The organism is Trichocoleus sp. AS-A1 (assembly GCF_039962015.1).
GTDB lineage: Bacteria > Cyanobacteriota > Cyanobacteriia > Cyanobacteriales > FACHB-T130 > FACHB-T130.
On sequence record NZ_JAMPKG010000002.1, the window covers coordinates 131,778 to 157,959 of the forward strand.

The window sequence follows — 26,182 nt, forward strand, 5'->3', positions numbered from 1 at the left end:
ACGCTAGGCTCAGACGCGCTACTTGTGGAGCAACAGCAACTCAAAGCCCTCAAACAGGAATTAGCATGGGCTGGGTTGCTAGTTTCCGAGCAATTCTAAAAACAAAAATTATAAATTGACATAACCGCAAGAATGTAGAGAAGGATGAAAGTGGTGTCTACCTCCAGGTATGTCAGCCAGACAATCCATTGATAGTTGATATAACAATGATTCCCGATAACGAAGCTGACCGACTCGCCGCAGTGCGTCGCTACGACATTCTTGACACACCTCCAGATGGAGCCTTCGACCGAATTACAGCTCTAGCTGCCCGGTTTTTTAATGTCCCGATTTCCATTATTAGCATCGTTGACCACGACCGGATCTGGTTTAAATCCCATCATGGGCTAGAAGTTCAGCAAATTGAACGCGAACCTGGACTGTGTGCCAGTGCGATTTTGCAAGAAGACGTTTACACCGTTCTGGATGCCGAAGTAGACCCCCGGACATTAGCAAATTCCTTAGTATCTGGGGAATTTGGACTTCGCTTTTACGCGGCGGCTCCCTTGCAGACACGCGATGGTTTCAACTTAGGCACTATTTGTGTAATCGACTCTCAACCCCGTCAAGTGACCGAAGCAGAAAAGGCAACTCTCAAAGACTTAGCCGCCATCGTCATTGATGAATTGGAACTGCGACTCTCCGCTCAAAAAGCCGTACAAGCTGAAGTTGCCCTACGGATGGCAGCACTGGAAGCAACGCGATCTAAAAGCGAATTTCTGGCGATGATGAGCCATGAAATCCGCACTCCGATGAACGGAGTCATTGGAATGGCAAGCTTGCTATTGGATACAGAACTAACGTTCCAACAACGAAAGTTTGTCGAGATTATCAGTAGCAGTGGCGATTCATTACTGAAAATTATTAATGACATTCTCGACTTTTCAAAAATCGAGTCTGGCAAGCTGGAATTAGAAGAACAACCTTTAAACTTGTTAGATTGCATTGAAGCTGCCTTAGATTTACTCGCTCCCCATGCTTTTGAAAAAGGCTTAGAACTTGCTTACCGAATTGAGACAGGAACACCTAGCATCGTGCTAGGAGATGAAATCAGACTGCGCCAAATTCTGGTGAACTTGCTAAGTAATGCAATTAAATTTACTTCTGCTGGAGAAGTCGTGGTTTCTGTAACAGCAACAGAAGTAATGGTTAATCAGGAGTCAGCAATTAGTCACCGGCAAGAAAACCAATCATCCATTGCCCCTGATTCATTCCCTAAAACCTATTACGAAATCCAATTTTCCGTCAAAGATACCGGAATTGGGATTCCTTCAGACCGAATCAATCGTTTATTTAAGTCGTTTAGCCAGGTTGATGCCTCTACCGCCCGTCAATATGGGGGAACCGGCTTGGGACTGGTGATTAGCAAACGCTTGAGTGAAATGATGGCGGGTCAAATGTGGGTTGAAAGCGAAGTGGGACGCGGCTCCACCTTTTATTTCACGATCGTCGTCCGAGATTTTCCTGGCTGTCCACTTGTTGAACTCGATGCTGTCCAGCCGCAGTTAGCTGGAAAACGGCTATTAATTGTGGATGCCAACGTTACTAGCCGCCAGATTTTGATTTTGCAAACGCAATCTTGGGGAATGATGCCGAAGGCAACTGAATCGGGTGCCCAGGCGTTAAACTGGCTTCGGCAAGGCGAGCGTTTTGATATGGTGATTCTCGATAGGCAAATTTTAGGGATGGACGCCTTGAGCCTAGTGACAGAAATTCGCTCCTTACCGAACGCTCAAGCATTACCCGTGGTGATGTTGACAACGTTTGGCAAGGAACCGGGGGGGAAACAGTTAGATCGAGTAAAATTTGCAACCTTCCTGAATAAGCCGATTAAACAATCTCAGCTTTACAATACCTTGAGCGATCTGTTGGTACGAGAGCCGATTAAGGTGCATCGCGCACCCTTTACTTTCCCTGAGTTTCAGCTCCCCTTTGCCGAAAGTCTTCCCCTCCGAATTCTTGTCGCCGAAGACAATCGGGTGAACCAGAAGGTTGCTTTGCACATACTTCAACAGTTGGGGTATCGAGCCGATGTTGTTAACAATGGGTTAGAAGTGCTGGAATCTTTGCGGGGTCAACCCTACGATCTGCTGCTGCTGGATGTGCAGATGCCAGAAATGGACGGTTTAGAGACGAGTCGTAACATCTGCCAAAAAGAATTGGCAACCGATGGGAGCGCAAAACCTTGGATTATTGCCATGACGGCGAATGTCATGCAAGGCGATCGCGAAACGTGTCTGGAAGCTGGCATGGACGACTATATCAGCAAGCCGCTCCGCAAGGAAGAGTTAGTTCAGGCTTTGCTGAGGTACAGGGGCACTGAGGTGCAGGGGTACAAAGGTGCAGGGAAGTCGGGGATTGGGGAAGTCAAAAAAAGAGAGGGCGAAGCCACTACTTCACTGAATACTGAGTGCGGACAGGGTAGCGATGTAACATTATCATTCAGTACTCCTATTGATGCGAAGATCCTGGAAGCATTTGCTAAAACAGTGGGAGGGAAAGCCTCAAATTTATTAACTCAATTGATTCATTGCTATTTAGAAGATGCTCCCAAACTGCTGCAAGCAATGGAGACAGCAGTGAGTAACCAAGATGCGATCGCGCTCAGGCAAGCATCTCATACTTTGAAAGCCAGCAGTGCCGCTCTTGGGGCAGTACAACTGGCTACTTTGTGTAAACAGCTAGAAGCGATGAGCCGGACTGGAGAAATTGCGGGTGCATCCAAAATTGTTGTACAGATTGAAACAGAGTATGAAAAAGTGAAAACGGCTTTGCAGATGGAAGCACAATCAAGTCAGCAATGAATATTACTTGCACCGAACCAGATTCCTACCTTGTTCTGATTGTTGACGACGACAAATTCACGCGGATGCAGCTGCGCGCCATGATTGAACACGAAGGCTACACAGTGGCAGAGGCAAGTGATGGAGAGGAAGGATTAGCTGCTTACATCAGCCTACATCCAGATATTGTGTTGCTAGATGCGTTGATGCCGATTCTGGATGGCTTTAGTTGTTGTCGCCAGTTAAAATCACTTCCTCAAGGCGATCGCACACCTGTTTTAATCATTACCAGTCTTGATGACCGAGAATCTGTCAATCAGGCGTTTGAGGCAGGTGCTACCGATTACGTGACTAAGCCGGTTCACTGGGCAGTGCTGCGCCAACGGATGCGTCGTCTCCTGCAAGCGAGTCGAGCAGCGGAAGAATTACGGCAGCAAAATCAGCGACAACGGCTAATGGGAGCGATGCTGGAGCGCATCCGCCAATCTCTGAATCTAGAGGAAATTCTTAATACTACAGCCAGCGAGGTGCGGCAATTTCTTCAGACCGATCGAGTGGTAATTTATCGCTTCAATCCAGATTGGAGTGGCATGGTGGAGGTGGAATCTGTAGATGAGCGCTGGACTCCTATCTTAGGGAAAACCATTGTAGATCCGTGCTTTGCTGAAAACTATGTCAAGCCCTACAAACAGGGTCGTATCCGAGCTACGGAGGATATTTACAACGCTGGCTTGAAACAGTGTTACATCGATTTAATGTCTCAGTTTCAAGTCAAAGCTAATTTGGTGGTGCCCATCCTGCAAAACAGGGCTGAGGAAAGGGATCCGGAGAGCCGGGAGGAATCTTCGCTCAGTTCCCAAATAGCCCTTAGCACGGATAGCACTCAGTTATGGGGGCTGTTGATTGCTCATCACTGTTCGCAACCTCGGCACTGGCAACCGTGGGAGATTGATTTCCTCAGTTCGTTGGCAATTCAGGTAGCGATCGCGATTCAACAATCTGAACTTTACCAACAGGTGCAGCGGCTCAACACAAACCTCGAACACCAGGTACAGGAACGCACCAGCCAGTTGCAGCAAGCTCTCAAATTTGAAGCGATGCTCAAACGAATTACTGATAAAGTGCGTGACAGCCTTGATGAGAGCCAAATTTTGCAAACAGCCGTGCAAGAATTAGCACAAGTGCTGGGAGTTACATACTGCGATACGGCGTTGTATGACATTAATAGGGCTACTTCCACGGTTTGCTATGAGTACACGCTTTCCATGCCTTCATCTGAGAGAAGCGAAATCCAAATGGCAAGTAATCCGGCGATTTACTCCCAACTATTGCAAGGAAAGCATTTACAATTTTGCAAAATAGGCCCTAACCCAATTCAGCCGGTTTCCGGTGAATTTTCAGTTTTAGCTTGTCCGATTTTTGATGACCAAGGGGTTTTGGGCGATCTGTGGTTATTAAACGATCGGGAATATATTTTTAACGAACTAGAGATTCGCTTATTACAGCAGGTTGCTAATCAATGCGCGATCGCAATTCGCCAAGCCCGACTTTACCAAGCTTCGCTGGCTCAAGTTGAGGAATTAGAAAAACTCAATTTTCTCAAAGATGATTTTTTGAGTACGGTTTCTCATGAGTTACGCACCCCCGTATCCAACATGAAAATGGCAATTCAGATGTTGGAAGTGATTATGGAAGAAACCTGCAATTGGCGGGATGAAATCGCTAATAAAAGTGCGGAGAGACACCCAGGTTATTGCTATTTTGAGCTGTTAAATAATGAGTGTGACCGAGAGATTAATCTGATTAACGATCTACTCCACTTACAGCAACTCAATGCAGAGGCGCATCCTTTAGAAAAAACAGCGATTCATCTACAAGACTGGATTCCCCATATCGTAGAACCTTTTGAACAGCGAACCCACAAACACAAGCAAATCTTACAAGTAGAGATTCCCGAAGAACTGCCGATTCTAATCTCCGATCCATTCTGTTTAGCACGCATCCTCACCGAGCTGCTGAATAATGCTTGTAAATATACTCCGCAAGGAGAAAAAATTAAGGTAGCTGTCCATGCTAAATCAGAAAAGCTTCAGCTCGAAGTGACTAATTCTGGAATCGAAATTCCTACAGATGAAATTCCCCGAATCTTTGATAAGTTCTACCGCATTCCAAGTAATGACCCGTGGAAGCATGGCGGAACTGGTCTAGGACTGGCATTGGTTCAAAAAATGGTAGCTTATTTAGGAGGAACAATTAAAGTGGAAAGCGAATCTAAAATCACCTGTTTTTTAGTTGAACTACCGATTTTTTGATTTTAGTAAAACTTGTTAGCAGACAATAAAGTAATTTGCAATAATTGTCAAGAAATCTAAAAATTTCATTGGGATTAAAAATACAATATTGATAAAACAGAAAGGAAGAATCAAGAGAAACTATGATGTTACAAAAAGAATAGAATTGCTATAGAGAATAAAAATAAAAAATTAAAACTTAGCTGTTTACCAATGAGCAATGACCAATCTGCGGCTAGTGTGCCAGAAGAAAGCGTCGGTCGTATTTTACAGCGGGGGGGTGAAGAACTGGCATTGGAGAAAGTGAGCGATCGCTTCACGGTTCGCCCCACTACCCCCGACGCTGCATCTGAGGAGTTGGCGCAAACGATTCCCGCCCAAGCACACCAGGAAATCCCCGGTAGAAGCGGGATGACTCCTCCCCTACAAGAATTCATTGTTGACCCATCCCAGCGAGACGAAGCCATGCAGGCGGCAAGAGAATCTGAGGATGTCGCCTTTGCAAGTCATGTCTATAAACTTAAAGAGAATCCGCAAACGTTAGTTTACCTAACGGAGCAGGTGACTATTCAGTTTGCCCCATCGGTGGATGAAGAAACCCAAAGAGCGATCGCATCCTTATTTGGCTTACAATTGCTGCGACCCGTTAGCGGTATTCCCAACACCTTCGTCTTCGAGGTCAGTCCGCAAGCACGGGAAAATCCCATTAAAATTGCCAACCGCTTAATGGGGCGAAAAGAGGTACTTACCGCCGAACCCAATATCGTTGTTCGACAAGAAAAGCACTACCGACCCAAAGATTCCCTCTATCCCAAGCAATGGTATCTCAACAACCTTGGCGGATCTCAGATAGCAGCCGGTTCTCACATTTCAGTTGAGAAAGCCTGGGATATCACCAAAGGCATCCGTTCCATCGTTGTCGCAGTGGCAGATGATGGCTTTGACCTCAACCACCCAGATTTTCAGGGAACCGGCAAAATTGTTGCTCCTAAAGACTTCAAAGAACAAGACTTCTTGCCGCTACCTGGAGACGACAATGAAAACCACGGAACCGCCTGTGCTGGGGTTGCAGTCGCAGAAGAAACCGGCACCGGCATTGTAGGAGTCGCCCCAGGCTGTGCCCTGATGCCCCTCCGCACCACCGGCTATCTAGATGACGAAACCATCGAACAACTCTTTGACTGGGCTACCAACAACGGTGCTGCGGTCATTTCCTGTAGCTGGGGGCCAGCAGCCGTCTACTTTCCCCTGTCCCTGCGGCAACGCGCCGCCCTAACTCGTGCCGCGACCCAAGGACGAGACGGTAAAGGATGTGTCATCGTCTTTGCTGCCGGGAATGCAAATCGTCCCATCAGTGGCACGATTAACGAGCAGGGATGGCCTAATAACCTGTTAAAAGGCCCTACCCAGTGGCTAGGCGGTTTCACCGTTCATCCAGATGCGATCGCAGTTTCTGCTTGTACCAGCCTCAACAAAAAATCTGTCTACAGTAACTGGGGAACCAACGTCTCTGTCTGTGCCCCCAGCAACAATGCCCCGCCGGGAATGTGGTTTGAACAAACCGGCTATGTCAGTACCGCCCCCGAAGTCAGAGCATTGCTGCCTGGATTGGGCATCTTTACCACTGACCGACTCGGAGCCGCTGGCTACGACAGCAGCAACTTCACCAGTGACTTTGGCGGCACCTCTAGTGCTTGTCCCGTGGTCGCAGGCGTCGCTGCCCTCATTCTGTCAGCTAATCCCGATTTAACTGCAACAGAAGTTAGGCAAATTCTGCAACAAACCGCTGACAAAGTCGTTGACCCCGACCCCGACCCCCAATTGACTTTTCGATTGGGCAGTTACGATGCAAACGGTTTCTCGCAGTGGTTCGGCTATGGCAAAGTCAACGCTTTTAAAGCTGTTCAAGCTGCCCAGCAGCAGCGCGTCCAACCCTCCCAAGCCTCCCAAGCCTTGCACGGACGCAATGACAACCTCGTCCCCATTCCCGACTACACCTCCCAAGGCGTTACCAGCGCAATTAACGTAACTTACGCCAGTCCTTTACGAGATATCCAAGTCAGCGTCAACATTCAACACCAGTTTTTGGGGGATATCGAAGTTAGCGTGAGGAGTCCTAACGGAATTACGGTGCTGTTGCAAGGTCGCACTCTGGGTTCTACAACTCAATTGCAAGCCACCTACACGCTGCAAAATACACCCGCACTCCAGCAACTTCTCAACAAACCCGTAGCAGGCATCTGGCAGTTGTGGGTCGTGGATTATGCCCAGATGGATACAGGAACTTTGAACAGCTGGGAATTAACCTTGGGCATCTGAGTAGGGGCACAGCAGTGCCCCTACTCAGTCTTTTATCGGCAATCAGAGTATGTTGCTGGATAGATAGAAATAGCGGTAATGGTCGTGAGTAATGAGCCGTCTCCCATTACTGATTCCCTAAAAGCTCTTGTTTGCGAATGAATGAGAATTTCTATAGAAAGGTTAAAACGATGACTGAGCGCCCGATACTTCATTTAAAGGGGGAGCAGTAGAGAGCGTATCCGCCTCTTCTACTTCGCATCCATCTATCTGTTTAAGCGCCGCTTCTAAATCGGCGGTTAGTTTTTTCGCACTTTGTTTTGGCGTATTGCTGCAATAATTCGCGACTGAGATCGGCTCACCAATGTTAACTTTGATACCGCATCCCCAATGCGGCACCGGGCTGCCGTAACGGACGCTAATCGGCACAATTTTGACATCCAATTCTGGTTGGCTGGATTCCACTTGCAAGGCAATGCGCGCCAAACCCGTCTTGAGGGGGTGAACTTGCGTATCCTGGTAGATGCCGCCTTCCGGGAAGATGACTAGCACTTCTCCCTGGCGGAGAACTTCGACGCCATGACGAAAAGTGCCAACTCCCGGATTTCGGGTATCTACTGGGAACCCTCCCATGCGGCTGATAAACCAGCCTTGCCACCCTTTCATTTCATCCGCTGACACCATAAACCGCAGGTCACGACCCGTCACAGGTTGTCCAGCCGCATGAGGCACGACAAACGCATCCCAGCGAGAGCGATGGGTAGGAGCTAGGATCACCGGCCCGGTAGCGGGGATATTTTCTTGTCCGGTGACTTCGGCTTTACCAAAGTAAAAGGGAATGACAAGATATTTTGTCACCTTATAGCCTAAGGAAGCTAGCCAAGGTAAAACACGGGAAGTAACAGGAACTACCTTGACAGGTTTTGGTGTCTCTATCGTTTGTTCAGAGGGGTCGGGCTGAGTCATCACGAATAAAACTTCTCACAGCATCCATAATTCCAGCTTATGTATGATTACGGCATCTGTCTTCTAGTAGAAGGACAGTTCTCATGCTGTCATTAGCAGAGTAAAAGTAAACATAAATAAGAGCAATTTTTTTGTTTTGCCTTTTGCCTTTTTACTTTTGACTTTTTAAGCGCCGCTGGGCAAACCAAGATTGCAGATGTTGGCGGCAGGCAGACTCTAAGATACCACTTATGACCGGCAAGCGGTGGTTAGAGCAAGCGCTATCTGGAATATTGGCAACGGTACGAATCGCGCCAGTTTTTGGATCGTCCACACCGTAAACGAGAAGTCGCAGACGTGCTAGCGCGATCGCACCAGCGCACATGGGGCAAGGTTCTAAGGTGACGTAGAGCGTGCATTCGTTAAGGTGCCAGTCCTGCATTGCTTGCCCAGCAGCTCTAAGAGCTAAAATTTCGGCGTGGGCAGTCGGGTCTTTGTCACGTTCTTTGCGATTTTCACCCTCTGCAATCAAGTTATTATCTGCACTAACAATTACTGCTCCCACTGGTACTTCTCCAGCATCACCCGCCTTCTCGGCAAGTTCCAGCGCTTGAATCATCCATTGTCGGTGAACTAGGTAAGCAGAGTCCTCAATTTCCGGTGGCGGAATTTCAATAGCCATGCGCTTGTGCCCGTACCGACTATACAAACGAAATTCACCTGTATTGGCTGATTCTAGCCTTGAACGGCGGGTTGAGCCAGTAGGGGGTCTAATTGTCCTCCTGTATTCAGTTGATAGAGGTCATCGCTCCCACCAATGTGCTGCTCATTGATGAAAATCTGCGGCACGCTTCGACGCCCGTTGGCACGTTCAGCCATCTTCGCTCTGGCTGCTTCATCACCATCAATTTTATACTCAGTAAAGTTGACGCCCTTCCACCAGAGCAACATCTTGGCTCTGATGCAAAAGGGGCAAGTTTGCCAAGTATAAATTTCAACGTTGGCTTTGTTGCGTTCTGGATGACGCCCTAGGATTGGATTAAGAAAGTCAAACATTTTAGGATTTTTAAATTTTCTAGATTTGGATATGTGTTTAGCTGTCGGCATTCAGCAACGCGCCTTCGTTTAATTTGCCAAGCCCAGGCCTGAGTACCTCTGTTTAAACTAGATCGTTTTTTCAAACAAGACAACAACCACAATATATTAATAAGTTTAGTAAACTAAAAAAATAATTTTATTAATTATAACTTTTTATAGTTTACTTCGTGAAAGGTTGTATGCGTTTAGCCTTACGAGTATTTTGTTCCAATAAATACAAAGTTTTTTGAAAATTATGCTAAGGCGAAAAAAATAAGGTTAAAAGGGAGATTTGATAAAATTTTTGATTGTTGAGGATAAAAGCCAGCGAATACTTTTCGACCTGTTTCAAGAAAGAAATATCTAAACTTAATTAAAGCGGTCCTTAAGGATTCGACAAAGGCGAGATTTCTGAGTTTGAGGGAGAAGCTGGGGATTTGAACCGCTAGCATCTCACAACTCAAATAGGATTGTTCTAGATCGGTTGATTTTTTGTGCTGGCTGCTGGAATTAATTCTCTAAGAGACATGAGGCAAAGGGGTTCGTAGGCACGAACATAGCTAGCTTTTCAGTGATAGAGCGAAGATTTTTGACTAACTAGCGTTGGCAATGCGACGGATCGGGTTAACCTTTGAGGAAATACCATTCTGTTTTAAGGCACCCTTGGCAGCAGATTTCAGATTTTTTTTATAAGTTAATTGCTGTCTTGTCCGGGTTTGGCAGGAAAGTTGATAAAGAATGTTAATGCCTTCAACCCTTTATTTGGTGAGAATTTTTAGCTAGCTGGTTTTTTTATTACAAAATACAATTGTTTCATTGCTTAAAAAGCTATCTGTAAAGCCCTAGTCGTTTACTCAGATGCGATTCAATCGCCACATCTATGCTTACTGCCTACCACATTACCCAGCAAACGGTTCCGCTTCGTTCAATTAAAATTTAAAATAATTAATAAGAATGGTTAATTCTATTAAAGAAACTAATGATGTGTTCTCTATGCTCCACCCTTACGCTTTACCACTCCATCAAGCAATTGATCGCAACCCTCTGACGGTAACTCCTGACACGCTAGCCACAGAAGCGATCGCATTGATGAGTCGGGCGCGGGCTAGCTGTGTCATCGTGGTAAATGAGCAGGTAACAGCGGAAAAACCAACACAACTAGCGAAACAAACCCCCATCGGGATTTTTACAGAACGGGATTTGGTTCGAGTCACGGCTCTAGGTAGAGACATTAAAGGTGTAGCGATCGCTGCACTAATGAACCAGCCGCTGATTACCCTGAACGAATCCCAAGTACAAGATATTCAAACCATCAGCCGACTATTTTACCACCATCAGATTCGCCATCTGTTGATTGTAGAGGATGAATCCGGTCAACTGGTCGGAATCATGACGCCAACCAGTCTGATGCCAGTCGTTAGCGATCGCCATAACCCAAAACCGGAAAACTTGTTCGGCTATTCAAACTTAGAATTGTCTAAGCGGGAAACTCGTGACCGATTGCTGGCATCAGACTGCACCGACATGATTTCCACTCATACTCCGGAAGGTGTTTACCTCTACGTTTCACCTGTATGCAGTATTTTACTGGGATATAAGCCGGATGAACTTCTGGGACGCTCGGTGCTTGAATTTTGCCACCCGCAAGATTTAGTCCTGATAGAGGAATTTGCTCAGAATGACACGGTTGCTTTAAGAGAACATCCAACTCAACTAAATTTTCAAGAAATCAACACAGTTAGCTACCGAATTCGTCATCGGCAAGGTTATTACATTTGGTTTAAAACTACGCTCCGAACTATCCGCCATCCGGATACGGGAGCAGTGCAAGAAATCATCGCTGTTTCGTGCGATATTAGCCAACGCCAGCAAGCAGAAGCTGAGTTAAGAGAAAGTCAAGAAAAATATAAAATTCTTTTTCAATGCTTCCCAATTGGCATTTCCATTACCGATAATAACGGCAATATTGTTGAAGCCAACCAAGCTTCAGAAAGAATTCTAAAGTTATCTATTGAAAACCATAAAAATAGAAGGTGCGACAGCAAAGAATGGCGAATCGTTCGACCGGATGGTAGCTCGATGCCACCGGAAGAATTTGCTAGCGTTCGGGCGTTAAAAGAAAATCAAGTGATTGAAAATCGAGAAATCGGGATTGTAAATGACCAGGATGAAATCACCTGGCTTAACGTCACTGCAATTCCCATTCCTCTCAAAGATTATGGCGTTGCGATCGCTTACATTGAGATTACAGAGCGTAAAACCGCAGAGGAAAAAGTTGAGAAATCGCTTTCTCTGCTGCGCGCCACGCTTGAATCAACTGCTGACGGCATTGTTGCAGTCAGCCTAGAAGGAGATATTGTCAGCTACAATCAGAAGTTTCTTCAGATGTGGGAGGTTCCCGAAGACCTAATCGGCTCGCCTCGCGCTAACGAACAAATCCTCTTTCTTAAAGACCAGTTGAAAGAGCCGGAAGCCTTTCTAAAGCTGGTTTGGGAACTTTCCAGGCAACCAGAAGCTAAGGCATACGACATTCTGGAATTAAAAAATGGGAAAATCTTTGAGCGCTACTCCACACCGTACCGACTCGGCGAACAAATCATTGGCAGGGTTTGGAGTTTTCTTGACATTACAGAACGGACGCGAACTGAGGAGGCATTACGCTCTTCTATTGAGCGAGAGCGCTTGCTGGGAAGAATACAAGGGCGCATCCGCCAATCGTTGCATTTAAACGAAATCCTTAACACAGCGGTTGCAGAGGTGCGAAACTTTCTGCCAGCCGAACGAGTTGCTCTTTATCGGCTCGATGCTCGCGGTGCCTGCTTTGTTGTCGAATCTGTCGCACCCGGTTGTGAATCGATTCTGGATGTCTCGCTGTATGACCCCTGCTTTGAGGCGGAATATATCCAAAAATTTCAAACCACCGGGTATGTGTCAGCGGTGGATGATATTTACCAAGCGGATCTGCCTGCGAGTTACGTGAAGTTACTCGCAGGGGCAGGAATTCGGGCAAATTTGATGGTGCCAATCTTGATTCGGGAACAGGGAGGTAACCGAGAAGCGAATAATGAATCGAATAGCAACAGTCCCGCCCCACTCCGTCCCTCTTTATCCAATCCAGCCGCCAAAATTCATTTGTGGGGCATACTCTGCGTCCATCAATGCTCTGGATCTCGTCACTGGGAGCCTTATGAAATTAAGTTGTTGCAACAATTGTCCGTCGGGTTAGCGATCGCAATTCAGCAGTCTTCCCTCTTCAAACAGCTGGAGGAAGCCAACCGGGAGTTGCAGTGCATCGCTTCTCTGGATGGCTTAACTCAGGTGGCAAATCGGCGCAGGTTTGACGAATATCTTGCCCAAGAGTGGCGGCGGCTGGGACGAGAACAAGCGCCAATATCGCTAATTTTCTGCGATATCGACTGTTTTAAAATTTACAACGATACCTACGGTCATCAAGCTGGAGATAGCTGTTTGCGACAGGTTGCTGGTGCGATTCGGTTGATGCTGAAGCGCTCAAACGATTTAGTTGCTCGTTATGGAGGCGAGGAGTTTGCCTTAATTTTGCCCAACACTCCCTCTGCGGGTGCCAGTTACATCGCCGAGTCGATCCGCTCAATGGTGAAAAGCTTAGAGATTGTCCACGTCCACTCTCCAGTTAGCCCCTACGTCACGCTGAGTCTGGGTGTTGCCAGCATAGTTCCCAGTTTAACGTCTTCACCGGCAGCACTGATTGCAGCAGCCGATGAAGCGCTATATCAAGCGAAAAAAGAGGGACGCGATCGCGTCAAGGGATACTGCTAGACGCAGCTCTTCGCGTTAGAGTACACCAAAATCATTGAGAGCATCGCCCCGTCCTACAAACTGAGAATCTCTAACTTTGATTTTTTAACCTTTTAGATTTAAGGATCTCTGTTGCCGCTTCCGCCGGAACCGGGGGACTAAACAGATAACCCTGCAAACCATCACACTGAACTGAGTACAAAAAATCCAATTGTTCTACTGTTTCAACACCCTCAGCAATCACTTTTAAATTGAGTCCGTGACCCAGTGCCATGACTGCCTTAATAATCGCAGCATCATGAGTATTCGTCATGAGATCGCGAATAAATGAGCGGTCAATTTTTAGCGTATTGAGCGGAAAGTGTTTTAGATAGCTCAGTGAAGAATAACCCGTCCCAAAATCATCCATTGAAATGTGAATTTCCAGTTCCTGCAACTTCTGCAACACAGAAATTGTCCATTCCACATCTTGCATTGCAATGCTCTCAGTAATTTCGAGTTCCAGATAACGAGGTTCCAACTCAGTTTCAGCTAGAATTTGCTCAACAACTTTTACTAAAGTGGGTTGCTGAACTTGACGACCTGAAAGATTCACGGCAATCCGGATTGGCGGCACTCCAAGTGATTGCCAAAGACGATTTTGCCTGCAAGCTGTCCGCAAAACCCATTCTCCAATCGGAGAGATCAAACCCGTTTCTTCTGCCAGAGGAATAAATTGATAAGGAGGAATTAAGCCTAGTTCGGGAGATTGCCAGCGAATCAGCGCTTCCATGCCCACGATTTGACCTGTTTTTAAGTCTACCTGCGGCTGGTAGTGCAACAGAAATTCCTCACGCTCTAAGGCTTTGTAAAGTCGGTTTTCTAATTTCAGCCGTTCCAGTGCTTTTGCCCCTAGGGCTGGTGTATATAGCTGATAATTATTGCGCCCTTGTTGCTTGGCTCTGTACATCGCAGCATCGGCGTTTTTTAACAGCGTTTCTGCGTCTTCCCCATCATAAGGAGCTAAAGCAATCCCCAAACTCGCTTTGATGTGTAAAGAGGTATCGTGATAAGTCTCTACATCTTCAAAATGAAAAGGAACGTTTAGGGCACCCAGAATTCTTGTCGCAATCTTGGTAACATCGTCCAAACAAGTGATGGGGGAGAGCATAATGGTGAATTCATCCCCACCCCAACGGGCAACAATGTCGGTTTCTCGCAGGCAATCTGTGAGGCGTCGAGCCGCACATTGCAGCAGTAGATCGCCTACGGCATGACCGAGCGTGTCGTTAATCGTTTTGAAGCCATCCAGGTCGAGAAACACCACTGCCAGCATATCGCCGCAATTCAGATGAGTGCTTGCCAGCGCTAGAGAGAGCCGGTCATTGAATAACAGCCGGTTGGGCAAACCCGTTAAGAGGTCATGAGACGCCTGATGTCGGATTGTATCCTCTACTCGCCTTTGCATTACTGCCATGTAGAGGTGGATTCCCACCGATTGAGCCAGCTTGAGTTCTTCTTGTGTCCACTCTTTAGCCTGTCCTTGGGTGATTTCTCGCCATGCTTCAAATGACTGGCGGGGGCGGACATTCCGTTCGTCGGGATTCTGACGACCTGCCCATAGGGTTTCTGTATTCATCTCATGCCGGAAGATGGTAAGACACCCCACGCATTGCTGATGATAACTGAGAGGCACGATCAGAATAGAGCGAATAGGCGTTGTCTCAAAAGCAGGGACTGCATATTTTAGTTGTGGTTCTTGATATAAATCGGGGATGGTGTAGAGAAAATTTTGACTTTTAAAATTTGATATTTCCCTAGCTACTCCGTAGCTGTTATGCGAAGACTCAAGGAAATGATTTTGAGGATTAAATTCCGACTGTAAAAACCAAGAGTCAGAAGCGTGATTAATGAGATTCTGATGACTGAAATCTTGATGGTTATCTTTGGATTTGTTTTCAGAAGGACTGTCTGGGATACCGACGCTGTTCGGTTTCCCGGAGATAATTTGTTGCCAAAAGGGAGTTTCTTCAATCCAAGCTTGGAGTGGCTGCTCGCCAGTCGTATAAAGTTGAGCAGGCTGACCTGTTGTATCTGCTGTAATGTACAATCTGCCAGCAGCACCGTGTAAGGCGCTAACGGTTTCTTCTAAAACGGTCTGCCGAATTTCTGAAATTTTTAGCGGAGAGTGGAGTAGACTACTAATTTGGTTGATTGTTGATTCATGCTGAGCTTGTTCGCGTGCGGTTTGAAGAAGATTGGACTGCGCGATCGCAATCGACACCTGATCCACGAGCAGTTGAACAATTTGTAATTCTTGTTCGCTAAATTTGCGCCGGGATGCGTGGTGACACACCAACAACCCCCACAAGCTGTTTTGATGTAGGATTGGCACGGCGAGAGAAGCACTCACCCCCATCGTCGTCAGATATTCGACGTGGCAAGGATCGACTGGGGAATAGCGGATGTCTCTAGTTACTAAATTTTTGCCGGTTGATAGACAATCTAACTGTTCTTGAGTTTTCTGCCTAGAAATGACATCGACAATGACTCGCTGGCGGACTTTGACAAACAACTCACGAGCATTGGGCGGAATGTCCTCCGCTGGAAACCGCAGCCCCATCATAGAGGGTAAACAATCGCCATTTATAGATTCGGCAATTACTTCGCCACTGGCATCTGGGTGAAATCGGTAAATTTTGACCCGATCCATGTCTAAAAATGAGCGAATTTCCCGCGCTGTTGTCGCCAAAATCTCTTGTAGCTCTAAAGATTGGCGAATTCGGGTTGTAATTCGATTTAGCAAGCTTTCCCTATCGTAAGATCGGGTTGTCCCTGCCCTTCTTGCTTGCTGTAATGCCGGTATATTCTTTCGTCGAACCATTCAATTAAACCTGTCTAAAGAGAGAAATAGACCCCACAAATACCAGTATGAAGTGCTGCATCTATCTTGAGATATAAAGAAATAAATTTATAACTAAATAATTAAATGATGTTACGTCGAGAACTGAGTGTTACTTGCGTACCGTGCTTATGTTTTGCTAGTGTTCATGTCCACCTGAGTGCGATCGCACAGATGTTTTTTTAAGCAATGAATAGCGTAGCCCAAAAACTTGAAAGTCTCCTCCCCAGCTCTGGTATTGTGCCGTGGGAACAGATAGAAGCCACTCGAAAAGCACAAATCTCTCAAGCAATTGCACCAGGAACGACCCTTGATTGCATTGTTTCTCCCCGCACCGAGGAAGAACTCGCTCAGGTTATGGCTTATGCCTACCAGCATCGGTGGGGCATCTTACCCTGTGGCAGCGCTAGCAAACTAGGTTGGGGCGGATTAGTCGATGGGGTCAATTTGGTTGTCAGTACCGAACGTCTGAATCGCTTAATCGCTCATGCGGTTGGCGATTTAACCGTTACGGTCGAAGCAGGCATGAAATTTGCCGAACTGCAAAAGATTCTAGCGCAACAAGGTCAATTTTTCGCCCTCGATCCAGCCTATCCAAAAGACGCCACGGTTGGTGGTATTGTTGCGACTGCGGGGGGCGGTTCTTTGCGACAACGCTATGGTGGGGTGAGGGATATGCTACTGGGTCTTTCTTTCGTCCGCAGCGATGGTCAGATTGCCAAAGCTGGGGGTCGGGTGGTAAAAAATGTTGCCGGTTACGACATGATGAAGCTATTTACCGGCTCTTTTGGAACGTTAGGGATTATCAGTCAAGTGACGTTTCGGGTTTATCCCCTGCCTGAGGCATCTGCAACCGTAGTGCTGACTGGCACAGCCGAAAAAATTGCCGCAGCCACCAAAACTTTGCTCGCTTCAGCCTTAACGCCCACGGCTGTTGACCTGCTATCCACTCAAATTGTGGCTAGTTTAGGGTTAGGGGAGGGCATTGGTGCGATCGCTCGCTTTCAAAGTGTATCGCCGAGCGTGAAGGAACAGTGCGCTCGATGGTTGGAAGTGGGGCAACATCTCGGTTTACAGGGTGTCTTGTATTCAGATGCCGATGAGGCTGAGTTATGGCAGAAGTTACAAGAACAAATGTGGGCATCCCACACAGAGGCAGCGATCGCTTGCAAAATAGGAGTATTACCAACTGCCGCCGCGACCATTTTGGCTCATCTGCAAATCCACGTCCCATCGGTGATGTGTCTGATCCATGCTGGAAGTGGGTTGGGACTATTGCGGTGCAATAGTGACGTTGTAGAAACAACAGCGATCGCGTTTTTACAACAGATGCGATCGCTCTGTGAATCTCACGGCGGGTTTCTGACAATTCTAGAAGCGCCGATTTTCTTGAAGCAGCAACTAGATGTCTGGGGTTATACCGGCAACGCCCTGGATTTAATGCAGAAAATCAAAACGCAATTTGATCCAGAAAATATTTTAAGTCCAAGTCGGTTTATCGGTGGAATGTGAACAAAGCGCTTTCATCGCAGAAAACACCGTCTAAAAAGTAGGGAAGATTACACTCATCCATGCAAACATCAGAAAATTCTTTAACAAATTTAGATGACTCAAACCCGATTAATATTAACGGATTTGATAACGATCATCCCCCCAATCCCAAGTTAATTGATAGCTGCGTTCACTGCGGTTTTTGTCTATCTACTTGTCCCAGCTATCGGGTGATTGGCAAAGAGATGGATTCTCCTAGAGGCAGAATTTATCTCATGGATGCTATCAATAAAGGTGAGATTTCTCTAAATACTGCAACAGTACAGCATTTTGACTCTTGTTTAGGATGTCTTGCCTGTGTCACAACCTGTCCTTCTGGCGTGCAGTATGACAAGTTAATTACTGCCATGCGTCCCCAAATTGAACGCAATTATTCGCGCAGTTTGCCAGACAAGTTGTATCGAAAACTAATTTTTTCCCTATTTCCTTATCCTAATCGGTTGCGGGTTTTGCTAGCGCCTCTGATGGTCTATCAGAAATTAGGCTTGCAGAAATTAGTTCGTTCGACTGGATTACTCCAACGCCTTTCTCCCCGCTTAGCAGCGATGGAATCAAATCTGCAAGAAATTACTCCCAGAACCTTTGTAGATACCCTACCAGAGGTGATTTCGGCTGAGGGTGAGAAACGCTATCGAGTGGGCGTTATTTTGGGCTGCGTGCAACGTCTATTCTTCTCAAAGGTCAATGAAGCAACGGTACGGGTATTAACTGCCAATGGCTGTGAAGTCGTGATTCCAAAGGCTCAGGGGTGTTGTGCTGCATTGCCACATCACCAAGGACAGGAAGAACAAGCAAAAGCGATCGCGCGCCAAATGATTGATAGTTTTGAAGGTACAAACGTTGATGCCATCATCATCAATGCTGCTGGTTGCGGTCATACTCTAAAAGAATACGGACACCTGCTACAAGATGACTCCGATTATCGAGAGAAAGCTGTAAAATTTGCCGCTAAAGTAAAAGACGCTCAAGAGTTTCTATACGAAGCCGGAATAACGGCGAAACTTTCCCCAATTTCCGATCAACCATTGACTTTGGTTTATCAAGATGCCTGTCATTTATTACACGGGCAAAAAATTAGCGTACAACCGCGCCAATTATTGCGACAAATTCCAGGCGTTCAACTTCGGGAACCGATTGATGCAGCGTTATGTTGTGGCAGTGCTGGGGTTTACAATATGCTGCAACCTGAAGTTGCTGGAGAATTGGGTAAGCAAAAAGTTGAAAATCTTCTGAATACGGGTGCTGAACTAATTGCTTCTGCAAATCCTGGCTGTACGATCCAAATTAGCAAGCATTTAGAACTTCAAGAGAAGGCAATTCCGATCATGCATCCGGTAGAGTTGTTGGATTTGTCAATTCGAGGAGTGAAACTGCACGAGTAGGGTAATAGTAGCGGCATTTATGCGAGCGCTTATGGTACATACACCTCCTCAAACCTTGACTCTAGAGGAGTTTCTGAAGCTGCCAGAAACTAAGCCAGCCAGCGAATACATCAAGGGTCAAAGCATCCAAAAGCCAATGCCGCAAGGGAAGCACAGCAAGTTACAGGGAAAGCTAGTCACTGTTATTAATGAGGTGGTCGAGGCTAAGCGAATTGCCCTAGCTTTTCCGGAATTGCGGTGTACCTTCGGCGGACGGTCAATCGTGCCAGATGTGGCGGTGTTTGCTTGGGATAGAATCCCTCTTGATGAAAATGGGGATATTGCCAATGTATTTCAGGCTGCTCCAGATTGGACAATTGAAGTTCTCTCTCCAGAACAAAGTCAAACCAAAGTAACCGGAAATATCCTGCACTGCCTCAAACACGGTAGCAAATTAGGCTGGCTACTCGATCCAGACGAACGCTCCGTGCTAGTTTATCCTCGCGGACAGCAACCGGAATTGTTGCCGGAAGCATTCGACGTGCTACCTGTTCCAGACTTGTTAACAGAACTGCGGCTAACGGTAGGGGATGTGTTTGGATGGTTAAGAATGGGAGGATGAACAGGAAAGACGAAGATTGAGCAACGATAACGGTTTGCAGTTGAGTCCAATACAGACCCAACCTCCAGCCCCTTCCCTATAGAGTGAAGGAGAGCCATCTTCAAGGCTCCTTCGAGCTTCTAAGACGAGTTTGGGGAGTCAACCCCTGTAATTAATAAATTTAAAGCTACTTGCTCAGAATCTGGTTAGGGAAAAGTTGAGTTAAAAATCTCCCTACCTTGGATGTCGGTTTTAGGACGCATTTACCGACAACTTGTCAAAAATATTTTAGGCGATCGCCTCTAAACTCTCTAGCTCACCGAGTCAGCGCTCGGAGGGCATTTGACTTTTGTATACTACTTTATGAGTTTCATTAATTTTGTGCATGACTTCTAATACACCCTTAATTCAATTTTTTGAAGGGATTCCTGAAGAAATCGGTAACGTCAGCTTACGGCGGAATCGCAGTTCTGGAGTCCGCACGGTATTGATGACATTTAACGAGCTGAAAGCCATAGAAAAATTCAACAGCTTTAAAAATAAGTTTTCTAATGGGCTGCGATTAACGGATGAAGAAGGTGAAATAAGCGTTGAGCCTTCTTCTGTAAAATTTGTTTTCAGCGGACCAGAAGGGGATGATTTTCAGCGGTTGGACTGCGAATTTGAAATTCAGCGAGAAGACCACTGGGAGAGATTTATGCGGTTTATGAATCGCTATGCTGAGGTCAATGGTATGGCTTACAGCGACACGAAAAAAACCCCCGATAGCGAGGCAACCAGAGAAGCATGAAAGTAGCCATTACAGGAGCAACTGGATTTGTCGGCTCTCGTCTGGTAGAACGACTACACGCTCAAGGAAATCAAATCTTGGTTTTCAGTCGTAACCCTGCGAAAGCGAAGCAAGTCTTTCCTGCCAACACCTATCCCAATCTCGAAATCATTGCATATACACCCACTGAATCAGGCTCCTGGCAACAGTCCATTGCTGGATGCGATGCTGTGGTGAATCTATCGGGAGAACCGATTGCGGAAAAACGCTGGACTCCAGAACAAAAGCAGACGATCCTAAATAGCCGAAAGCTAGGGACGAAAAAAATTGTAGAAGCGATTAATCAAGCGAATTCTAAGCCCGCTGTCTTAGTTAATTCTTCTGCAATTGGCTACTACGGCACCAGCGAAACGGCTGCCTTTGATGAAACTAGCTCAGCCGGTAATGATTTTCTCAGCACTGTCTGTAAAGAATGGGAAACAGAAGCCCAAAAAGTCAAAGACAGTGGCACGCGACTAGTAATTGTGCGAACTGGAATTGTCTTAGGAATGGGAGGGGCACTTGCCAAAATGCTTCCCCCCTTCAAAATGTTTGCTGGTGGCCCCATTGGTTCAGGGCGTCAGTGGTTCTCCTGGATTCACCGGGACGATTTAGTGAATTTAATTCTATTTGCACTCAGCCACCCAGAAATTGAAGGTGTTCTAAACGGTACAGCTCCGAATCCAGTCCGGATGAACGAATTGGCTCAAACTTTGGGAGAAGTTTTAAATCGACCCTCCTGGCTACCAGTTCCCAGCTTTGTTTTAGAAGGTCTCTTAGGAGATGGTGCCCAAGTCGTTTTGGAAGGGCAACAAGTTCTTCCAAAACGCACCTTGTCCCAAAGATTTGAATATCAGTATTCAACCCTAAAACCAGCGCTGACAGAAATTGTGAAGGAATAGACAATTCGGTAAAAGGTAATTGTTATGAGTGTTGAGTTATGAGTTTTGAATGAATACCTCATCACTCATCACTCTACCTATTACCGATTATTCTTCCTTCAACTTTCAACCTTTAAACCTTCAACCGGCAGGCTGTCACCTTCAACCTTCAAATTTTCAACTGGCAAACTGTCATCATCCTGCACCCGCTGTAGTTTAGCTCCCAGCTGCCGTAGTTTATCCTCCAGCTTTTCGTAACCCCGATCTAGATGCTGCAATCCTCGAATGATTGTTTTTCCTTCTGCCGCCAGCGATGCCAAAACCAACGCCGCCGAAGCACGCAAATCAGTAGCTAGTACAGGTGCCCCCGATAACATTGGCACACCCCGCACAATTGCATGATTGCCTTTCACGCGAATATCTGCACCCATGCGATTCAACTCTGCCACATGACGCAATCGGTTTTCAAAAACCGTTTCGCTAATCACGCTGTCCCCTTCACTGAGGGTCAGCAATGCCATAAATTGTGCCTGCATATCCGTGGGGAATCCAGGATATGGCAATGTTTCAATATCTGTTGCCGTGTGTGTTTGTCCTCCGATAATCCGCAGGCAGTCGGGCGCTTCTTCGAGTACCGTCGCTCCAATTTCCCGCAGCTTGGCAATCACAGCCGTGAGATGGTCTGGAATAATTGGGGACAGACTTAGTTCTGAATGGGTAATTGCTCCTGCAACGAGCAATGTCCCCGCCTCAATCCGGTCGGGAATGATGCTGTAATCTACAGAATGTAAGCTGGGAACACCAGAAATCACAATTGTATTGGTACCTGCACCGCGAATCTTGGCTCCCATTGCAATGCAGAAATTAGCGAGATCCACGACTTCTGGTTCTTGGGCGGCGTTTTCTAGGATTGTTTCTCCCTCTGCTAGGGTTGCCGCCATCATCAGTGTCTCTGTCGCACCAACACTGGGATAGTCCAGATAAATTTTGGCTCCCTTTAATCTTCGATTGCTGCCAGTTACATGGGCATTGACCATCCCATGATCAATTTGGACATCTGCCCCCATGTCCCGCAAACCTCGGACGTGAAGATCGACGGGTCTGGCACCGATAGCACAACCGCCAGGTAGTGGCACTTTTGCTACACCCAGCCGCGCCAGCATCGGTCCAACGATAAAGAAACTAGCTCGTAGCTGAGAAACTAACTCGTAGGGCGCTTTTGATTGCCCAATGTGGCTAGCGTTGATGTCGAGAATGTCGCCATTCCATTCCAGCTTCAGGTCTAGGGACGACAGAATTTGACCCATACGCTTGACATCGACAAGCGAGGGAACGTTACGGATTCTGCAATCTTCAGGACACAGCAAGGCTCCTGCCATGATCGCTAGTGCCGCGTTCTTTGCGCCGCTAATCTTGACGTGCCCTTGCAAGGAAGCTCTACCCCAAATGTGCAAAACGGACTTGTCTTCTTCGGGCAGAGAGTAAGTATCGGTCAGGCTGAGAGGGGGGTTAATAGGTCTGTCCTCCAAATTTCACGGAATAGGGTGGCTTTTTTTTAAATTTGGTTTTGATTCTACAGGAAAGATTTTAAATGTCTAGATTAGCAATCCCGCTTCATTGTCAGTCGATGAAGCATTGTACCTTGTATCGGTTCGCTTTTCCGGATAAAAGGTATTGACAAATTCTAGGATTTGTTGCAAGATAGTAAATCGGTGGTATAAATCAAGACGTCAGCGGAACTGGCGGAATTGGCAGACGCGCTAGATTCAGGTTCTAGTGTTCGCAAGGACTTCCGGGTTCAAGTCCCGGGTTCCGCATTTTTAGGACTGAGGTATCAGGACTGAGGACTGAGTAGAAAAAAGTGGCGATCGAGATAGGGTAGTCAGACGCTAATGTAGTTAGACGCTAATAAAGAATTTCGTCACTTAGTAACACTCAGAACTCAATCCTTTGCCAGATTGGGAAAAAGTTCTTTCTTGGCTTTTGACACTTTCTCAGTCCTACAGTCCTCAGTCCTCAGTCCTAATTCTTGTTGATGTTGACGAGTCTCCAGAATCCTCTGGTCAAGCAAATTCGTAAGTTACACCGCTCGAAAGAACGGCGGGAGCAGCAAATATTTTTGTTGGAAGGAACCCATTTGCTGGAGGAAGCTTGTGCGGCTGATTATCCCTTAGAAACCGTATGCTGTACGCCCCAATGGGAAGAACGTCACCAGCAATTGTGGGAGCAAGCTTGTAATCAATGTCAAAGGGCTGAAGTGGTGAGCGAGGAAGTTCTGAAAGCGATCGCTACCACGATTCAACCCGATGGTGTCATCGCTACGGCACCCCGGATGAGCCGCCAGGTGTCCCCATTGCCAGTTACGGGTTTGGGGCTAATTTTGGAAACCGTGCAAGATCCGGGCAACCTCGGCACGATGATTCGTACTGCCGCCGCTGCGGGTGCGGATTGGTTGTGTGTCAGTGAAGATAGCGTGGATCTGGACAATCCGAAGGTGCTGCGAGCCTCTGCTGGACAATGGTTTCGGCTACCGATGCGGATCAGTTCCGATTTGACCGCAGATATCTCTCAGTGTCGGGAACGAGGAATGCAAGTCGTGGCAACTGTGCCTAGTGCGACTTTAACCTACTGGGAGGTAGACTTACGCCGTCCCACGCTGATTTTGATGGGCAATGAAGGTGCTGGATTGTCTTCAGAGTTAGTTTCACTGGCACAGGTGCAAGTGACCATCCCCCTGAGTCCAGGAGTCGAGTCGCTAAACGTAGCTGTAGCAGCTGCTTTGATGTTGTACGAAGTAAAGCGTCAGAATGGCAAAAGTTAGGAAGTAGGCGCTAATCAGTAGTTATGGGTCAACAATGGTTAGGCTTTTTTTCGCTTTTCCCAATCAATCACTCATTCTCCGATGATTTAGTCTTTTTCTGCATATATTCCTCAATGTCAGCAGCGGCTTGTTCTAGCTCATCTGCTTCAGTCAATTCTTTTTGATGATTACCGCTGTCCGAGTCTGACTGGGATCGAGCCGTCTGATTGTCCGGCAATTCCAATAAATCCTGCAATTGCTCAAGCGATTCGCTAAATGCTTTATCAGCGGCGCGACGATGGTCTTGGTCACTCTGATTCATTACGCTGGTTCCACAAACACTGCTTTTGATGGCAGGGCACCCTAGTAATTAACAGCGATCGCTCAATTCGAGCGATCGCTGGATTTCTTTTAGTTTCTAAGATATAACACGCCGCTGAAGGGATGACTCATTCGTAATTTTTTTAGAGAAAATTGTAAGGAGAACAACTTGCACTCTTTCACTCCACAACCGATTGGGGACTTGCGCTCACCGTTGGTCAAGCTGAAAATGAGGAGGGCATCGTCGTCTAGGGGAGAGTAACGTGACTCAAGGATTTGATTACGATTTAGTGATTATTGGAGCCGGTGTCGGCGGACATGGCGCTGCCCTACACGCCGTTTCCTGCGGTCTCAAAACCGCCATTGTGGAAGCAGCCGATATGGGCGGCACCTGCGTGAATCGGGGCTGCATTCCTTCTAAAGCTTTGTTGGCAGCATCCGGTCGAGTGCGAGAGTTACGCAATGCCCACCATCTGAAATCGCTGGGGATTCAAGTTGCAGGCGTTGAGTTTGACCGACAAGCAATCGCAGACCATGCGAACAACCTTGTCTCCAAGCTTCGCGGCGATTTGACAAACAGTTTGAAACGGCTGGACGTTGAAATTCTCCAAGGTCGGGGGAAAATTGCGGGACCGCAAAAAGTCACCATCAGCACGGGATCGGGTGAAAAAACCGTTACGGCAAAAGACATTATCATTGCATCTGGGTCAATTCCTTGGGTTCCACCAGGAATTGAAATTGATGGCAAAACTGTTTTTACCAGCGATGACGGCGTGAGATTGGAGTCGCTACCTTCCTGGATTGCGATTATTGGCAGCGGTTACATTGGTCTAGAATTTTCAGATGTTTACACCGCATTAGGCGCTGAAGTCACCATGATTGAAGCGTTACCCCAGCTGATGCCTGGGTTTGACCGGGACATTGCCACGATTGCCGAAAGAGTGCTGATTAAGCCGCGTGACATTGAAACGAAAGTAGGCACGTTGGCGAAGAGTGTTAAACCGGGTTCTCCCGTGGTCATTGAGCTAGCCGACGCCAAAACGAAAGAAGTTGTGGACGTGCTAGAAGTAGACGCTTGCTTGGTTGCTACAGGTCGCATTCCGGATACTAAGGACTTGGGGCTGGATGCTATCGGCGTTGAGACAAATAGAGGCTTTATCCCCGTCGATGACCGGATGGCAGTCTTGTCAAGTGGCGAACCCGTGCCCCACCTGTGGGCAATTGGAGATGCGACGGGCAAGATGCAGCTGGCTCATGCGGCGTCGGCTCAAGGCGTTGTGGCGGTAGAGAATATCTGCGGGCGTCACCGTTTGATCGATTATCACAGCATCCCCGCCGCCGCCTTTACTCACCCAGAAATTAGCTTTGTCGGCAAGACGGAACTGGCGGCGAAAGAAATGGGGAAAGAGGAGGGATTTGAAGTTGCAGTGGCGAAGAGTTATTTCAAAGGAAACTCGAAAGCGATCGCAGAAGGGGAAGCCGACGGGATGGCAAAAGTCATCTACCGCAAAGATACAGGCGAAGTGCTGGGCGTCCACATCATCGGAATGCATGCAGCGGATTTGATTCACGAAGCCGCAAACGCGATCGCTCAACGCAATTCTGTCCAGACTCTGGCATATTTTGTCCACGCACATCCTACCCTCTCAGAAGTATTGGATGAAGCTTACAAACGGGCTGTAGGTTCTCATTAGGGAGAAGAGTCATTCGTGATTTGTCATTCGTCGATTGCTGGTGACGAATGACGAATCACCGTTGACAAATGACC

17 protein-coding genes and 1 tRNA gene are annotated in these 26,182 nt (G+C 47.0%); 12 read left to right on the forward strand and 6 right to left on the reverse strand.

Going from position 1 to position 26,182, the window contains the following annotated elements; genetic code table 11:
- Positions 1 to 206: 206 nt before the first annotated feature.
- The 3 genes from NC994_RS02260 (at position 207) to NC994_RS02270 (ending at position 7,432) form a co-directional block, all read left to right on the forward strand.
- Positions 207 to 2,843: a response regulator gene (locus NC994_RS02260; RefSeq protein ID WP_190440875.1), complete on the forward strand. Its 2,637-nt coding sequence runs from the start codon at positions 207 to 209 to the stop codon at positions 2,841 to 2,843.
- Complete coding sequence (locus tag NC994_RS02265) at positions 2,840 to 5,134, forward strand: GAF domain-containing protein (protein ID WP_190440891.1); 2,295 nt, start codon at positions 2,840 to 2,842, stop codon at positions 5,132 to 5,134. The genes NC994_RS02260 and NC994_RS02265 overlap by 4 nt, the downstream gene beginning before the upstream one ends.
- A gap of 192 nt (positions 5,135 to 5,326) precedes the next feature.
- Positions 5,327 to 7,432, forward strand: coding sequence for a S8 family serine peptidase (locus NC994_RS02270; protein WP_190440894.1), 2,106 nt, complete (start codon positions 5,327 to 5,329; stop codon positions 7,430 to 7,432).
- A gap of 162 nt (positions 7,433 to 7,594) precedes the next feature.
- Here the strand turns inward: NC994_RS02270 and NC994_RS02275 are convergent, their stop codons facing one another.
- From NC994_RS02275 to grxC, 3 genes are all read right to left on the reverse strand, one after another.
- On the reverse strand, positions 7,595 to 8,377 hold the full coding sequence (locus tag NC994_RS02275) for a 1-acyl-sn-glycerol-3-phosphate acyltransferase (protein WP_190415554.1): 783 nt from the start codon (positions 8,375 to 8,377) through the stop codon (positions 7,595 to 7,597).
- A gap of 151 nt (positions 8,378 to 8,528) precedes the next feature.
- Entirely contained in the window at positions 8,529 to 9,038 is a 510-nt protein-coding gene (tadA, locus tag NC994_RS02280; protein ID WP_190415552.1) for a tRNA adenosine(34) deaminase TadA, read from the reverse strand.
- 53 nt (positions 9,039 to 9,091) lie between these two features.
- The gene (grxC, locus tag NC994_RS02285) at positions 9,092 to 9,412 is read right to left on the reverse strand and encodes a glutaredoxin 3 (RefSeq protein WP_190415551.1); all 321 of its coding nucleotides are present in this window, start codon (positions 9,410 to 9,412) and stop codon (positions 9,092 to 9,094) included.
- Positions 9,413 to 10,387: 975 nt separating this feature from the next.
- Here grxC and NC994_RS02290 point away from each other — a divergent pair.
- Positions 10,388 to 13,231: a diguanylate cyclase gene (locus tag NC994_RS02290; RefSeq protein ID WP_190440904.1), complete on the forward strand. Its 2,844-nt coding sequence runs from the start codon at positions 10,388 to 10,390 to the stop codon at positions 13,229 to 13,231.
- A gap of 70 nt (positions 13,232 to 13,301) precedes the next feature.
- Here the strand turns inward: NC994_RS02290 and NC994_RS02295 are convergent, their stop codons facing one another.
- Positions 13,302 to 16,073 carry an EAL domain-containing protein gene (locus NC994_RS02295; RefSeq protein ID WP_190440906.1) on the reverse strand — a complete coding sequence of 924 codons (2,772 nt, stop codon included), beginning with the start codon at positions 16,071 to 16,073 and terminating at the stop codon, positions 13,302 to 13,304.
- Positions 16,074 to 16,280: 207 nt separating this feature from the next.
- Here NC994_RS02295 and NC994_RS02300 point away from each other — a divergent pair, with 207 nt between their 5' ends.
- The 5 genes from NC994_RS02300 (at position 16,281) to NC994_RS02320 (ending at position 21,314) form a co-directional block, all read left to right on the forward strand.
- Positions 16,281 to 17,603: an FAD-binding oxidoreductase gene (locus tag NC994_RS02300; protein WP_190415539.1), complete on the forward strand. Its 1,323-nt coding sequence runs from the start codon at positions 16,281 to 16,283 to the stop codon at positions 17,601 to 17,603.
- Positions 17,604 to 17,662: 59 nt separating this feature from the next.
- Positions 17,663 to 19,024, forward strand: a complete 1,362-nt coding sequence (locus tag NC994_RS02305; RefSeq protein ID WP_190440908.1) for a (Fe-S)-binding protein — start codon at positions 17,663 to 17,665, stop codon at positions 19,022 to 19,024.
- Between the two features lie 31 nt (positions 19,025 to 19,055).
- Positions 19,056 to 19,625, forward strand: a complete 570-nt coding sequence (locus tag NC994_RS02310; RefSeq protein WP_190440911.1) for a Uma2 family endonuclease — start codon at positions 19,056 to 19,058, stop codon at positions 19,623 to 19,625.
- Between the two features lie 364 nt (positions 19,626 to 19,989).
- Positions 19,990 to 20,394, forward strand: a complete 405-nt coding sequence (gene psb28, locus NC994_RS02315; RefSeq protein ID WP_190415533.1) for a photosystem II reaction center protein Psb28 — start codon at positions 19,990 to 19,992, stop codon at positions 20,392 to 20,394.
- Complete coding sequence (locus NC994_RS02320; protein WP_190440913.1) at positions 20,391 to 21,314, forward strand: TIGR01777 family oxidoreductase; 924 nt, start codon at positions 20,391 to 20,393, stop codon at positions 21,312 to 21,314. The genes psb28 and NC994_RS02320 overlap by 4 nt, the downstream gene beginning before the upstream one ends.
- 98 nt (positions 21,315 to 21,412) lie before the next feature.
- Here the strand turns inward: NC994_RS02320 and murA are convergent, their stop codons facing one another.
- The gene (murA, locus tag NC994_RS02325) at positions 21,413 to 22,822 is read right to left on the reverse strand and encodes a UDP-N-acetylglucosamine 1-carboxyvinyltransferase (protein ID WP_190415530.1); all 1,410 of its coding nucleotides are present in this window, start codon (positions 22,820 to 22,822) and stop codon (positions 21,413 to 21,415) included.
- Positions 22,823 to 23,026: 204 nt separating this feature from the next.
- Here murA and NC994_RS02330 point away from each other — a divergent pair.
- Positions 23,027 to 23,110 (forward strand) — tRNA-Leu (locus NC994_RS02330).
- Between the two features lie 218 nt (positions 23,111 to 23,328).
- Positions 23,329 to 24,114, forward strand: a complete 786-nt coding sequence (locus tag NC994_RS02335) for an RNA methyltransferase (protein ID WP_190440915.1) — start codon at positions 23,329 to 23,331, stop codon at positions 24,112 to 24,114.
- A 67-nt stretch (positions 24,115 to 24,181) separates the two neighbouring features.
- On the opposite strand, the gene NC994_RS02340 is transcribed toward NC994_RS02335, so the two are convergent.
- Positions 24,182 to 24,415 (reverse strand): hypothetical protein, encoded by a 234-nt coding sequence (locus tag NC994_RS02340; protein WP_190440917.1) that lies wholly within the window; start codon positions 24,413 to 24,415, stop codon positions 24,182 to 24,184.
- 262 nt (positions 24,416 to 24,677) lie between these two features.
- Between NC994_RS02340 and lpdA the strand changes: the two genes are divergently transcribed.
- Complete coding sequence (gene lpdA / locus NC994_RS02345) at positions 24,678 to 26,108, forward strand: dihydrolipoyl dehydrogenase (RefSeq protein WP_190415525.1); 1,431 nt, start codon at positions 24,678 to 24,680, stop codon at positions 26,106 to 26,108.
- Positions 26,109 to 26,182 lie beyond the last annotated feature (74 nt).